The sequence below is a fragment of the Methylophilus sp. YYY-1 genome (genome assembly GCF_029132825.1).
Lineage (GTDB): Bacteria > Pseudomonadota > Gammaproteobacteria > Burkholderiales > Methylophilaceae > Methylophilus > Methylophilus glucosoxydans.
The window spans coordinates 252,117-265,308 of record NZ_WOVG01000004.1; the positions used below are offsets into that span (position 1 = coordinate 252,117).

Consider the following 13,192-nt stretch of genomic DNA (forward strand, 5'->3'; position numbering starts at 1 on the left):
ATTTTTCATGGCAAATACCCCTCCCACCGTTTTAACGTTTGCGGCCACAGATCCCAGCAGTGGTGCAGGTGTGCAGGCCGATATTCTGGCGCTCTCCAGCATTGGGTGCTACCCGTTGTCAGTGATTACTGGCATTACCGCGCAAGACACAGTGGGGGTAGAGAGCGTGATGCCGCTGGATGCAGACCTGATCAATGATCAGGCACGCACCATTCTGGAAGATGTTTCCGTCAGCGCGTTTAAATTGGGTTTGCTGGGGAGCGTTGAAAATGTGGCAGTGATTGCCGAGATTGTGGCTGATTACCCGGATGTGCCGCTTATCATCGATCCGATTCTTGCGTCCGGCCGCGGCGATGAGTTGTCGAATGAAGAAATGCAGGCGGCGATGTGCGAGCTCTTGTTCCCGCAAGCCACTCTGATTACGCCTAATAGCCTGGAGGCCCGTCGCCTGGCCTATTACGATGAAAGCGACGAGGTGAAGCATAGCTCGCTTGAAGAATGTGCGCTACGCCTGCTGGGCATGGGGGCTGAATATGTGATGATCACGGGCACGCACGAGCGTTCAAATGACGTCGTCAATAGTTTGTATGGTTTACAAAATGGGGCGCCTGGCCTGATCAAGGATTATCATTGGGAGCGTTTGCCTGGCAGTTATCATGGCTCTGGCTGCACGCTCACCAGTGCCATCACCGCATGTCTGGCACATGGCTTGAGTATGGAAGAAGCCGTGCACGAAGCACAGGAATTCACCTGGCAAACCCTGCGTCACGCCTTTAGGCCGGGCATGGGGCAGTTTATTCCCGACCGTTTCTTCTGGGCACGTGAGTCCGAGGTACAGGAAAAGGCGAGTGAGCTTCAGCATTAAAGGTTTGTATCTGGTCACGCCAGATTGTGATGACACTGCACTGTTGTGCGAACAGGTGACGCAGGCCTTGCGTGGAGGCGTTGCCATTGTGCAATACCGTCATAAAACGGCCACCGAGGCCTTGCGTCTGGAGCAAGCGGCAGCCTTGTTGGCATTATGCCGTGGCGCTCAGATTCCCTTTTTGATTAATGACCATGTTGATCTGGCCGCTCATCTGAATGCAGATGGCGTGCATGTGGGTCAGCATGACCGTGCCATCACGCAGGCACGCGCCCTGCTCGGTAAACAAAAAATCATTGGCGCTTCTTGCTATAACCAGTTTTCGCTGGCGGAACACGCGCAAACTGCGGGGGCGGATTACGTGGCTTTTGGCGCCTGTTATCCTTCTTCTACCAAGCCGAATGCGCCGCGTGCCGAGACTGCGTTGTTTGCGCAAGCCAGGCAACAGTTGTCTGTGCCGGTGGTTGGCATTGGGGGGATAACGCTGGAGAATGCCCGTCCATTGATCACGGCTGGCGCGGATGCACTGGCCGTGATTAGCGATATTTTCCAGGCGGACGATATCACTGCCCGCTCCCGGGCATATCAGTCTTTATTTGCGTCAAATTGAATCACATCACTACCGTTTTGCCAGACGTTGTTTGGTAAAATGCATGCGTTAATCTGTTCTGGTAAATTCTATGCATATTCACATCCTTGGCATTTGTGGCACGTTTATGGGCGGCATCGCCGTGCTGGCCAAGGCGGCCGGGCATCGGGTCACTGGCTGTGATGCCAATGTGTACCCGCCTATGAGCACCCAACTTGAGGCTCAGGGCATTGAGTTGATCCAAGGCTTTGATCCTTCGCAAACCGGCTTGCAGCCTGATATTTACGTGATTGGAAACGTGGTGACGCGCGGCAATCCTTTAATGGAGGAAATCCTCAATCAGGGATTGCCTTATATTTCTGGCCCACAGTGGCTGGCAGAGAATGTACTGCAAGGTAAATGGGTGATGGCCGTGGCCGGGACACACGGCAAAACCACTACGTCTTCGATGCTGGCCTGGGTGCTGGAGTACGCCGGGTTGGCGCCTGGCTTTTTGATTGGCGGCGTGCCCGAAAACTTTGGTGTTTCTGCGCGGTTGCCACAAACACCCAGGCAAGATCCGCAATCGGTCTCCCCTTTCTTTGTGATTGAGGCCGATGAATATGACACCGCTTTCTTCGACAAGCGCTCCAAGTTCGTGCATTACCGTCCGCGTACAGCCGTACTGAATAATCTGGAATTCGATCATGCGGATATCTTTGACGACCTTGCCGCCATTGAAAAGCAGTTCCATCACCTGGTGCGCACCGTGCCTCAGCAAGGTCTGGTGGTCGCGAACCAACAAGAAAGCCTGGACCGGGTACTTGCACGCGGGTGTTGGAGTGCTGTGGAGCGCATAGACAGCGCGAGTGGCTGGCAAGTGCAACATGTGGACGCCCAAGGTCGCTTTGATGTGTTTTTTAACGGTGAGCGCCAGGGCAATGTGAGCTGGGATCTGCTCGGCGAACATAACCGTAATAATGCGCTGGCCGTGATAGCCGCCGCCCGCCATGTCGGTGTTGCACCTTGCATTGCGATTGAGGCCTTGAGCGAATTCAAAAACGTCAAACGCCGCATGGAAGTCAAAGGCGTGGTTAACGAAATCACGGTGTATGACGATTTTGCCCACCATCCTACCGCGATTGCCACCACGGTTGCAGGCTTGCGTGCCAAAGTGGGCGCAGCTCGCATTCTGGCAGTACTCGAGCCACGCTCTAACACCATGAAACTAGGTGTAATGAAAGAGGCCCTGCCCGAGAGCCTGCGCGATGCCGATGCCGTATTTTGCTACGCCGGCAACCTGGGCTGGGATGCTGCAGCAGCGCTGGCGCCGATTCAGCACAAAGCCCAAACCTTTGATGACCTGACACAGTTAGTGGCCGCTGTCAGCGCCTTGGCCAAACCTGGCGACCATGTGCTGGTGATGAGCAATGGCGGGTTCGGCGGCGTGCACCAGAAATTATTGCAGGCTTTGCAGGGATAAACAGGCAGACGCCGCATGGGCCTCGTGAAAGGTTTCAGCAAACAGTCACCACTGGTATGGGCCTTGTGGGCTTCTTTACTGGTGCACGCCGTATTGCTGACGCTCCATTTTCAGCCCGAACTCAAGGCGTTTAAAGACCAGATTCCCTCTTTGCAGGTGATGCTGGTCAACAGCAAAACCCGCAGTGCGCCAGAAAAAGCGGATGCGCTGGCACAAGCCAACCTTGATCGCGGCGGCAATACCGATGAAAAGCGGCAGATGAAAAGTCCGCTGCCCAGCGTGCAGCAATTACAAGCAGCCTTGCCCGCTACGCCACAGGCAAACACCGCCTCAGCAACGCCTGCCGCGGCCCCGCAAGAGTCTGAGCTGGTTCGAGAAAAACAGCGGGTGACCCAACTGGAGCAAGAAGCGCAGGCACTACTGACGCAACTAAAAGCCAGTACATCGGTCACTAGTCTGCAGGCGCCGTCCACATTGCCGCATCCATCCAGCAAAGAGCAACCGCCGGCAAAATTGCTGCCAGAGCAATCACAGCCGCAATTGGCTGCCATGCAAGAAATGGCCAAGCTGGAAGCATTGATTGCCAAGCAGCAGGAGGCCTATGAAAATCGCCCCAAGCGACAATTTATCGGTGCCCGCACGCGGGAATATCGCTTTGCGAATTATGTGGAGCAATGGCGGCAAAAAATTGAGCGTGTGGGAAACCTGAATTATCCGCAGGCGGCCCGAACACAAAAGTTATATGGTCAATTGCAGATGACGGTGTCGATCAAGGCCGATGGGTCGATAGAAGATATTCGTATTCATCGCAGCTCCGGGCACAGGTTGCTCGATGAGTCCGCACGTCGCATTGTGCAATTGGCCGCGCCGTTTCCGGTATTCACCGAAGATATTCGTCAGGATACCGATGTGCTGAGTATTACCCGTACCTGGAACTTTACCAGGGATGACCAACTTTCGACTGAGTAATGTGCAGTCCCTATTTACTGAGGCAATTTAGATGACTCCAAGCCACTTTCAATACCATGTCTTTTTCTGCCTGAACCAGCGTGAAAACGGTGAAGACTGTTGTATGAACAAAGGTGCCGAAGCGGCTTTTGATTACATGAAAAAGCGGGTCAAACAGCAAGGCTTGGCTGGGGCTGGCAAAGTGCGGATTAACCGTGCCGGTTGCCTGGACCGTTGTGGCGTTGGCCCGGTCATGGTCGTCTATCCAGATGCGGTCTGGTATACCTTTGTCGATGAAAGCGATATTGACGACATCATCGAAAGTCATCTGCAGCAAGGCAAGGTTGTGGAGCGCCTGGTGGTCTAAGCATTGCTCAACATGGTCAGACTCTGGTGCAAACGCCTGTTACTCACGCTCTTGGCAGCTGTCCTGCTGACAACGCTCGCCGTCACTGCCTGGATTTGGCAGCCCTATGATAAAACTGCCTGGCGAATAAAGCTGCCGATAGGCAGTGGCGTTCAGGTCCGTGTGTTGCCGCTGTTCATGCTGGCGACCTCGCCAGTTGGCCGCTGGTGGCTGGACCACAAGGCATTTAGCCTGCACCATGGCCAGATCCGCTTGTATGATGCAGACGGCTTGCGTGTCCACTGCCAGCAATGCTGGTTAATCGCTAAATCGGTGAGTGATAAGCCCCTGATGCTGGAAAGTGTCGAGTTATGGCTCAAGCTGAATGGCCAGCAACTTCGCGGACACCTGGTTGCGCAGTCCTCAGCGCTCCCCAATGCCCCTTCAGCAGTGCCCACGCCCGCCTTCAAAATTAACTTTGAAGGCAAAGTCACCATGCACGCCTTAAAGCTTAACTGGACGCTGCCTGCTACCCCCTTAGCGAGCTTGCTGGCGCCTTTGGCCAGTCATTCCTCCAGCATCGCGCAGGCGCATGTCTCAGGCATTCTTAGCGCCAGCGGCACCCTGCGCTGGCCCAAGCAGAGCTGGAGTGCACAACCTCAGCTTGAACAGCTGCAAGTGACAGGGCTTGATCTCAGCAAAGTCACAGCGTCGACGGTGCAGTATGATTGCCCCTTGCTTGATGAGCAAAAACATCCTGAAAAAGTCCACTGGCTCAGTTATGAAAACATGGGGCATTGGCTGCCGATGGCGGTAATCATCGCCGAGGATGCCGAGTTCAGGCACCATCCCGGCTATGTGCTCACGCAAATGCGGCAGCTCTTAGGCAAGGAAAGCACGGATAAAGCGGTGGGCGGCAGCACCATCACCCAGCAGGTCGTGAAATACATGTTCACCAATGGTGAACGGACCTGGAAGCGTAAAATTGAAGAATTGCTCTACGCGGTGCAGCTCGAACACACTTTAAATAAAACACAAATTCTTAATTTGTATCTGAATACGGTGGATTGGGGCCCGGGGCTGTGTGGTGCACACGCAGCGGCCAACTATTATTTTGGCCTGGAGCCTGCCAAGATGAATCCGATTCAGGCCGCCTGGCTGGCGGGCATCATCCGCAACCCGCACCGTGCCTGGAAACAACAGTTTATTGCCAGAAACCCCGTATTGTCGCGTGCTGAAAGTATTTTGCACTATATGCCGGAAAGTGCCCGCAAACAGCCTGGCACCCTGAATTTTCGTCCGCTGCCAGTCAAATAAATTACAATAGCGTCTTATTCATTTTCTATGGTGAGACGACTACTTTGTCTACGCTCAAACTCAATAAATCTCCCGCGCCCACAGAACAAAAACGAGAAAAGCCGGTGCGGCCACTTTCACCCGAGCTGCGTGACCGCAGCAAAGCGCCCCCTGTCAAAAAAGAACGCGCTGCTGCCGAGCCACAAGCGCGCGACGCACAAGCGCAACCCGCACGCAAAGAAAAAGCCGTGCGTGATAAAAAGCCACGTGCATTTGATGGTAAACCCGAACAAAAAGAGAGACGCTCACCCTCCGCCAACGACGGCCGTCGACAATACAACCGCGAACAGCAGCGTCCACGCATGGCAAAAACCGATGACCGCCCCCCTCGCCCGTCAGCCCCTGCGCCCGCTGCCATTGACCAGCAGCCTCGCTTGTCCAAAGTGATGGCCGACCGCGGCTTGTGCTCACGTCGCGAAGCCGACGACTGGATCGTGAACGGTTGGGTCAAGGTCAATGGTGAAATCATTGAAACCTTGGGCACCCGCATTGACCCAGCGGCCGAGATTATTATCAGTGCCTATGCCAAGGAGCATCAGGCCGAAACCGTCACCATTCTGCTACACAAACCAGTGGGTTACGTCAGCGGCCAGGCTGAAGATGGCTATGAACCAGCAGTGGTATTGGTCAATCCAGACAATCAATGGCCCGAAGATAGCAGCGGTATCCACTTCAAGCGAGGCCATTTGCGTGGCTTGGCCCCCGCCGGGCGGCTGGATATTGACTCCACCGGACTGCTCGTACTCACACAAGATGGCCGCGTTGCGCGCAAGCTGATCGGGGATGACTCCAGCGTTGAAAAAGAATACTTGGTGCGGGTTGAAGGTCAGCTCAGTGCCAATGGCCTGGCTTTGTTGAATCATGGCCTAAGTCTGGATGGGGTGCAGTTAAAACCTGCCAAAGTTTCCTGGCAAAATGAAGATCAACTGCGATTTGTGTTACGTGAGGGGCGTAAGCGCCAGATTCGACGCATGTGTGAACTGGTGGGATTGCACGTCGTCGGCTTAAAACGGATTCGCATAGGCAGTATCAACTTGGGTAAGTTACCGCCGGGACAATGGCGTTATTTGGGCGAGCATGAGCGTTTTTGATTGGTCTTTTCTGAATCGGTAAACAATCTACTTCTAAGATAGTTATTAAAGCAGATTGATTAGCTCTTGGGATCTGTCGTTCCGGCCTAGAGCGGATCCAGGCGGGGTAATCGTTGCCTGGGTGCAATAAAAGAAGAACTATTTGGACAATAAACTAGGAGCAGCCCAGAATGGGATTATTCGATAGCGTCGCTGGTGCCATGGTGAACAAGGTCATGGGTGATAAAGGTCCATTGGCAAAACTGGCGATGGAGCTATTTCAACAATACGGTGGCTTGCCTGGCATTTTGCAAACGCTGAAAAACGGCGGCTTGAGCGAGCAGGTTGATTCGTGGGTAGGCACAGGGGCGAATTTGAATGTGAGTGCTCAGCAAGTCGGGGCTGCCTTGGGTACTGCAGTATTGAGCGGGATCGCCGGTAAGTTGAATATGACGACCGATGAGCTGAGTAGCAAAATTGCCGAACATTTACCCGATGTGGTGAATCAATTAACGCCGAATGGTGTGGTGGAGAATAATCCGGCACTTATCATGTCGCGCTTGATGGGCATGCTGAAATAAAAAAAGCGAGCCGATGCTCGCTTTTTAGTGGGATCCGCCGGCTTAGCGTACGCAATATTGTGCGCGGTACGCTTCGATGGCTGGAAAGTACTGCGCCAGTTTTTCGTTGCCTTGCAAATAGGCAAACAGGTCAGCCAGTTTGGCAATACTGACCACTGGCATCTGGTTGGTTTGTTCAACCTCCTGCACGGCAGACAACTCCCCTAGCCCCTTTTCCTGGCGATCTAGGGCGATGCTCACTGCACAAGGCGTGGCTCCCGCTTTGCGGATGAGTTCAACAGACTCCCGGATAGAAGTGCCCGCAGAAATCACGTCATCAATAATCAGCACACGGCCGTTCAATGCAGCCCCGACCAACGTCCCGCCTTCGCCATGGTCCTTGGCTTCTTTGCGGTTATACGCATACGGATAATTATGGCCCAGACGTGCAAATGCAATGCTGATCGCGGTCACCAGCGGAATGCCTTTATAAGCTGGCCCAAACAGCATGTCGAATTGCAAGCCAGACTGTAGAATGCTGTTTGCATAAAACTCACCCAGTTTGAGCATGCTCTCGCCGTCATCAAACAGGCCAGCATTAAAAAAATATGGGCTCAAGCGGCCGGCTTTGGTTTTAAATTCACCAAAGCGCAATACCTGTTTGTGGATGGAAAAAGCAATAAAATCGGCACTGAGTGTGTTGGCAGTCATTTTAAAAAAGCAGAAAGTATTTAAACAATGCGTATTATAACCTTGAACCTCAATGGCATACGGTCAGCCTGCAACAAAGGCTTTTTGCCTTGGATGGCGAATAGTGGCGGCGAGATTGTGTGTTTACAGGAGCTCAAAGCCCAGGCAGGTGACATGCAGCCTGACATGCTGCAGCCGCCTGGTTACCACGGCTATTTTCATTATGCCGAGAAAAAAGGTTACAGCGGTGTGGGGATTTACAGCAAGCAGCCTGCAGATAAGGTGATTATTGGCTTGGGCCATGCCGAAATAGACGCTGAAGGGCGCTATCTGGAATGTCAGTACGGCAATCTAAGCGTGGTGTCTTTATACCTGCCGAGCGGCTCTAGCGGCGAAGAGCGGCAGCAATTCAAATTTGCCGTGATGGCAAAATTTTTGCCGCATCTGGAGCAGTTGATTGCCTGTGGCCGTGAGGTCGTAATTTGCGGCGACTGGAATATTGCCCATCAGGAAATTGACCTCAAAAACTGGAAAGGCAATAAAAAGAATTCCGGCTTTTTGCCAGAAGAGCGCGCCTGGATGGGGGATGTGTTGCAACGTGTCGGCTGGGTTGACACTTATCGGACGCTGTATCCTGACACCACCGATGCGTGCTACACCTGGTGGAGTAACCGTGGGCAGGCTTGGGCCAAGAATGTGGGTTGGCGCATTGATTACCAGCTGGCAACGCCAGCATTGGGTGCAAAAGTGACTGCGGCGAGCGTGTATAAGGCGGAACGGTTTAGTGACCATGCACCTTTGATTGTGGATTATGCGGATTGAGTAAGCAAGGTTGTTCTTTTTAGCTTGCTGGGATAGTGCGTTCTGTCATTCTGACGTAGGTCGGAATCCAAGTGCTCTAGTGAGTACTTTGTTAATATGATGCCGAATGCATGAAGAGTTTGTTTCGCCTCTAGGCGAGTTACTTTCTGTTGCTTGCCCTACAGAAAGTAACCAAAGAAGAGGGCACCCAGCCATCACGGCCTTTGGCTTCCTTGCGTTGTTGGCTACGGCCGCTACGCTTAACATTGCTGCGCAAGTTAGCCTACGCCGTAACAGACTGCTTCGCAGTCTTAGTTATCAACAAAGTAAGCGGTCACAACTCGCCCTGACAGCTCACACAAAACGTGAGCTGTTGCGGAACTCAAACAGCCGATGGCCGACATGCCCCACTTCGTCTCCGCTACTCAGCGTGATGGAATGGGATTCATCTCGCCAAACTCACACTATTGAAATTTGGACCGTTCAAAAACTCAAATTCTTTTCTTTTTAGCCCACAAACGGTGGCGCTGATGGGTTTTCGGGCCCCTATCTGCCGCACCGAGTAGCGCAGCCAAAACAAGGAAGAAGGGAGCGACTGTTCGAGTCCCGCAGCAGCCCACGTATTTTGTGAGCTGCCAGGTCGAGTTTCGTGACCGCTTGTTTTGGCGAGCAACGCAGGAATGAAGCGGAAGCTAGGGTGTCTTGTTCTTTGCCTTCTTTCTTATGGAAAAGCATAACAAAGAATGGTCGCCTAAAGGCGAAATAGACCCTTCCAAAATCCCAAAGCGCACTCAAAAGTAAATCACAGCCTGTGCAAGCAAAGAAAAGTAACTCGTCAAGAGTCGAAAAGAAACATATTTGTCTGCGAGAAACCTATTTTTCCCGCCAAGGTGCTACCTTAAACAGCAGCAACATCCCCGGGATTGCCAGCAAAGTGCATACATAAAAAAACTGCTGCCATCCCAGTGCCTCCACCATGCCACCAGTCAGAGCATTAAAAACGGAGCGCGGTACGGCGGATAGGCTGGTAAACAAGGCGAGCTGGGTTGCGGTATAGGCGGGGTTGGTTTCGCGTGCCATGTAGGCCACATAAGCCGCGGTGCCCAAGCCAACGCCAAAGGCTTCAAAGCCGATCACAATCGCAAGCATGCTGCGTTCTGGGGCATCGATCTCGGTAAAGGGGCCGCTGCCCGCGAGCCAGGCGAACCCCAGGATGGAGAGTGCCTGCACGACTCCAAAGGTCCATAAACCGCGGTTAATGCCCAATTTAAGCATCCAGATGCCGCCAACGAAGGCACCGGCGATTTGCATGACCAGGCCGCTGCCTTTGGCAATGGCGCCGATATCGGTTTTGCTGAAGCCCATGTCAATATAAAACGGCGTCGCGAGTGCGGTGGCCATGCTGTCGCCCAGCTTATAAAGCAAGATAAATAGCAACACCCACAGCGCATGCTGCCAGCCGCTACGATGGATAAACTCCTTGAAAGGTTCAATCACGGAAGCGAGCAAGGTTTTGGGCGCGCTGGCCATCACGGGTTCTTGCGCCCACAGTGTAAAGCCGATACCGGGCAGCATAAAAAGGCCAACGACCAAAAATACCTGCGACCAGGCCAGATGGTCTGCCAGAATCAGGGCCAGCGAGCCAGGAACCAAGCCAGCAATCCGATAGGCGTTGACATACAGGCTGTTGCCCAAACCCAGCTCTTCATCGCTCAGTGTTTCGCGGCGGTAGGCATCAATGACGATATCCTGACTGGCCGAAAATAGCGCTACCAGTGTCGCTAGCAGGGCGACCATGCTGATTTCTTGCTGCGGCTGGAACATGCCCAGGCCCACAATACTGGCAAGCAGCGCGAATTGAGTGCCCAGTATCCAGCTACGGCGGCGGCCCAGCGCTTGTAACAAGCTATAGCGGTCCATCAAGGGTGACCACAAAAACTTCCAGGTATAGGGCAGTTGCATAAAGGCAAAGGCGGCGATGGTTTTGAGATTGAGGCCTTCGCTACGTAACCAGGCAGGCAACAGTTGCAGCAAAAGATACAGGGGGAGGCCAGAACTGAAGCCTAGGGCGAAACACATCAGCATGCGGCGTGTAAACAGGGTTTGCGAGATCGTCATGCCCGCATTGTAAACGCTTTTAAGGCTTGGCTAATTCGGCGGCAAAAAAAAGCCAACCCTTGCGGGTTGGCACACTCGGAGATCAATGGTAAAACGGTTGGAAACAGGACGTCAGTGGGCAAGTGAATCATCCATATTGCACAGGCCACTGACGCCTTATTTCGCAGGGGAACTACAAACTCAACACCCACTGGACGATGGTCTTGATATCTTCGTCCTTCACTTGTGGGCTGTTCGGTGGCATGGGCATTTCACCCCATACCCCGCTGCCACCAGCCTTCACCTTCTGGATCAGCTTGGCTTCAGCGGTTTTATCACCTTTGTATTTGGCGGCGACTTCTTTGTAAGCCGGGCCAACGACTTTTTTGTCGATGCCATGGCAAAGCAAGCAGCCGCTTTTTTGAGCCAAGGCCTCGGCGCCACTCCCTGCAATGGCAGAGGCTGTGGCAGCCAGCAAGGCCGTGGCGAGCAAGGTTTGGTTAAACAATTGCATGCGGTTTCCTCTCTTATAAGCTGAATACATTCATGGCGCCACCACCAGGTGCGGCGTTGTATTTAGTCAGTTCCTTGTAACCACCGGCAGCACCCAAGCCATCGGTATCATTGGTTAAGCCCAGGTTCATCGCCACGGCCGCCCAACCGCCAATGCCAGACAGTACGCCGACGTATTGTTTGCCTTTGTGACCGTAGGTGATCATGTTGCCGACCACGCCGGAACCTACCTGGAATTTCCACAGTTCTTTACCGGTTTTGGCATCCAGTGCTTTCACCCAACGGTCCAGTGTGCCGTAGAAGACCAGATCAGACGCGGTGACCAGTGCGCCACCCCAAGCAGAGAATTTCTCCTTGTTGTACCACTGAGCTTTGCCTTTGAGGCCATCCCAAGCCATAAAGCCACCCATCACGCCGTCTGGACCGGCAAACATGGTCAATGTCGCCCCTACCCAAGGTTGACCGGCCACATATTTCGATTCAACTGGCTCATAGGTCATGCACACGTGGTTAAGCGGGACATAGAACGTTTTGGTTTTCGGTGAAAACGCGGACGGTTGTTCGTCTTTAACACCCAGTGCAGAAGGGCAAACGCCTTTTGCGTTGTAATCCTGGTGCGTAGAGTATTTTGGATCCTTGACCGGAATACCGGTTTTCAGATCAATCTTGGTTGCCCAGTTGACGAACGGGTGCATTTTTTCAGCGACCAGCAGCGTGCCGTTGGTGCGGTCAAAGGTATAGCCAAAACCGTTACGGTCAAAGTGGGTGGCCAATTGCTTGCCGTTTGCTTCCCACAACACGATTTCGTTCATGCCGTCATAATCCCACTCGTCGTGTGGCGTCATCTGGTAGCCCCAGCGTGCCAAGCCGGTATCGAGGTCACGGGCAAAAATCGTCATCGACCATTTGTTGTCGCCTGGACGTACGTCTGGGTTCCAGGTACCTGGGTTACCGCTGCCGTAGTACATCAGGTTCAATTTTGGATCGTAAGAATACCAACCCCATGTTGGGCCGCCGCCATTTTGCCAGCCATCTTTCTGCTGTTGTGGTTTGAGCCAGGTGCGTACACCCAGGTTGGCTTCTGGAAATTTCAGTTGTGCTTTGTCCAGATTCTTGAAGGAACCACCCATTTTGTTACCGCCATTCACGTCTTCGTAGAGAGACAGTGCGCTGTAGTGTGGGTTTTCCTTGTTGAAGTCTGGTCCAATCATCACTTCGCTGTCTGGACCGGTGCTGTAGGCTTTCCAGATCAGGCTGCCATCTTTGATGTTGTAAGCACTGATATGGCAACGTACACCGAATTCACCGCCTGAACAGCCAGTGATTACTTTATCTTTAAACACGTGTGGAGCGTTGGTGTTGGCCGCGCCTGTTCTTGGGTCGTTGACAGTTACTTCCCAAACCTTGGCCCCTGTTTTTGCATCCAGAGCGACCAGTACGCCATTATTCTGTTGCAGCAGAATCTTGCCGTCACCGTAGCCCAAGCCTTTGTTCACGTTGTCGCAACACATGACGGATTGCACATCCGGGCTTTGTTTAGGGAAATAAGACCACAGAATTTTCTGGTCATCGTTCAAGTCCAGCGCATACACGTTGTTAGGGAATGCGGTGTGGATAAACATGGTATTGCCGATGACCAGCGGTGCACCTTCGTGACCGCGGTTCACACCAGTGGCAAACGACCAGGCCATTTTCAATTGTTTGACATTACCTTTGTTGATTTGTGACAAGCGGCTATAGCCCTGATTCGCGTAGTCTTTACGCTGCATGGCCCACTGATTGTCATCTTTCATTAAAGTGTCCAGTTCAGCATCTGCCCATACGCTGGTGCTGATGCTGCCTAACAGTAATGCGCTGATGGCAAGCTTGATACGTTGTTGCATAAATAACCTCCA

13 protein-coding genes are annotated in these 13,192 nt (G+C 53.1%); 9 read left to right on the forward strand and 4 right to left on the reverse strand.

What is annotated here, in order from left to right; all coding sequences use genetic code 11:
* The first annotated feature begins 7 nt into the window (after nucleotides 1-7).
* The 8 genes from GOC95_RS12695 (at nucleotide 8) to GOC95_RS12730 (ending at nucleotide 7,217) form a co-directional block, all read left to right on the forward strand.
* The gene (locus GOC95_RS12695) at nucleotides 8-865 is read left to right on the forward strand and encodes a hydroxymethylpyrimidine/phosphomethylpyrimidine kinase (protein ID WP_194749687.1); all 858 of its coding nucleotides are present in this window, start codon (nucleotides 8-10) and stop codon (nucleotides 863-865) included.
* A complete protein-coding gene (thiE, locus tag GOC95_RS12700) occupies nucleotides 849-1,475 on the forward strand; it encodes a thiamine phosphate synthase (RefSeq protein ID WP_275357531.1) in 627 nt (208 codons plus the stop codon). The genes GOC95_RS12695 and thiE overlap by 17 nt, the downstream gene beginning before the upstream one ends.
* A gap of 70 nt (nucleotides 1,476-1,545) precedes the next feature.
* Nucleotides 1,546-2,916: a UDP-N-acetylmuramate:L-alanyl-gamma-D-glutamyl-meso-diaminopimelate ligase gene (mpl, locus tag GOC95_RS12705; protein WP_275357533.1), complete on the forward strand. Its 1,371-nt coding sequence runs from the start codon at nucleotides 1,546-1,548 to the stop codon at nucleotides 2,914-2,916.
* Nucleotides 2,917-2,931: 15 nt separating this feature from the next.
* A complete protein-coding gene (locus GOC95_RS12710) occupies nucleotides 2,932-3,885 on the forward strand; it encodes a TonB family protein (RefSeq protein WP_275357535.1) in 954 nt (317 codons plus the stop codon).
* Nucleotides 3,886-3,916: 31 nt separating this feature from the next.
* A complete protein-coding gene (locus GOC95_RS12715; protein ID WP_275357537.1) occupies nucleotides 3,917-4,231 on the forward strand; it encodes an NAD(P)H-dependent oxidoreductase subunit E in 315 nt (104 codons plus the stop codon).
* Between the two features lie 12 nt (nucleotides 4,232-4,243).
* Nucleotides 4,244-5,527, forward strand: coding sequence for a biosynthetic peptidoglycan transglycosylase (locus GOC95_RS12720; protein WP_275357539.1), 1,284 nt, complete (start codon nucleotides 4,244-4,246; stop codon nucleotides 5,525-5,527).
* A 44-nt stretch (nucleotides 5,528-5,571) separates the two neighbouring features.
* Nucleotides 5,572-6,657, forward strand: a complete 1,086-nt coding sequence (locus tag GOC95_RS12725; protein WP_275357541.1) for a pseudouridine synthase — start codon at nucleotides 5,572-5,574, stop codon at nucleotides 6,655-6,657.
* A 170-nt stretch (nucleotides 6,658-6,827) separates the two neighbouring features.
* A complete protein-coding gene (locus GOC95_RS12730; RefSeq protein ID WP_275357543.1) occupies nucleotides 6,828-7,217 on the forward strand; it encodes a YidB family protein in 390 nt (129 codons plus the stop codon).
* 42 nt (nucleotides 7,218-7,259) lie between these two features.
* On the opposite strand, the gene pyrE is transcribed toward GOC95_RS12730, so the two are convergent.
* Nucleotides 7,260-7,907: an orotate phosphoribosyltransferase gene (gene pyrE, locus GOC95_RS12735; protein WP_194749695.1), complete on the reverse strand. Its 648-nt coding sequence runs from the start codon at nucleotides 7,905-7,907 to the stop codon at nucleotides 7,260-7,262.
* A 27-nt stretch (nucleotides 7,908-7,934) separates the two neighbouring features.
* On the opposite strand from pyrE, the gene GOC95_RS12740 reads away from it, so the two are divergent.
* Complete coding sequence (locus GOC95_RS12740) at nucleotides 7,935-8,708, forward strand: exodeoxyribonuclease III (protein ID WP_275357545.1); 774 nt, start codon at nucleotides 7,935-7,937, stop codon at nucleotides 8,706-8,708.
* 852 nt (nucleotides 8,709-9,560) lie between these two features.
* Here the strand turns inward: GOC95_RS12740 and GOC95_RS12745 are convergent.
* The 3 genes from GOC95_RS12745 to GOC95_RS12755 all read right to left on the reverse strand — a co-directional run bounded on the left by GOC95_RS12745 (nucleotide 9,561) and on the right by GOC95_RS12755 (nucleotide 13,180).
* Nucleotides 9,561-10,805 (reverse strand): AmpG family muropeptide MFS transporter, encoded by a 1,245-nt coding sequence (locus tag GOC95_RS12745; RefSeq protein ID WP_275357547.1) that lies wholly within the window; start codon nucleotides 10,803-10,805, stop codon nucleotides 9,561-9,563.
* Between the two features lie 172 nt (nucleotides 10,806-10,977).
* Nucleotides 10,978-11,298: a c-type cytochrome gene (locus tag GOC95_RS12750; protein ID WP_194749612.1), complete on the reverse strand. Its 321-nt coding sequence runs from the start codon at nucleotides 11,296-11,298 to the stop codon at nucleotides 10,978-10,980.
* Between the two features lie 13 nt (nucleotides 11,299-11,311).
* Nucleotides 11,312-13,180 (reverse strand): methanol/ethanol family PQQ-dependent dehydrogenase, encoded by a 1,869-nt coding sequence (locus GOC95_RS12755; protein ID WP_194749611.1) that lies wholly within the window; start codon nucleotides 13,178-13,180, stop codon nucleotides 11,312-11,314.
* Nucleotides 13,181-13,192 lie beyond the last annotated feature (12 nt).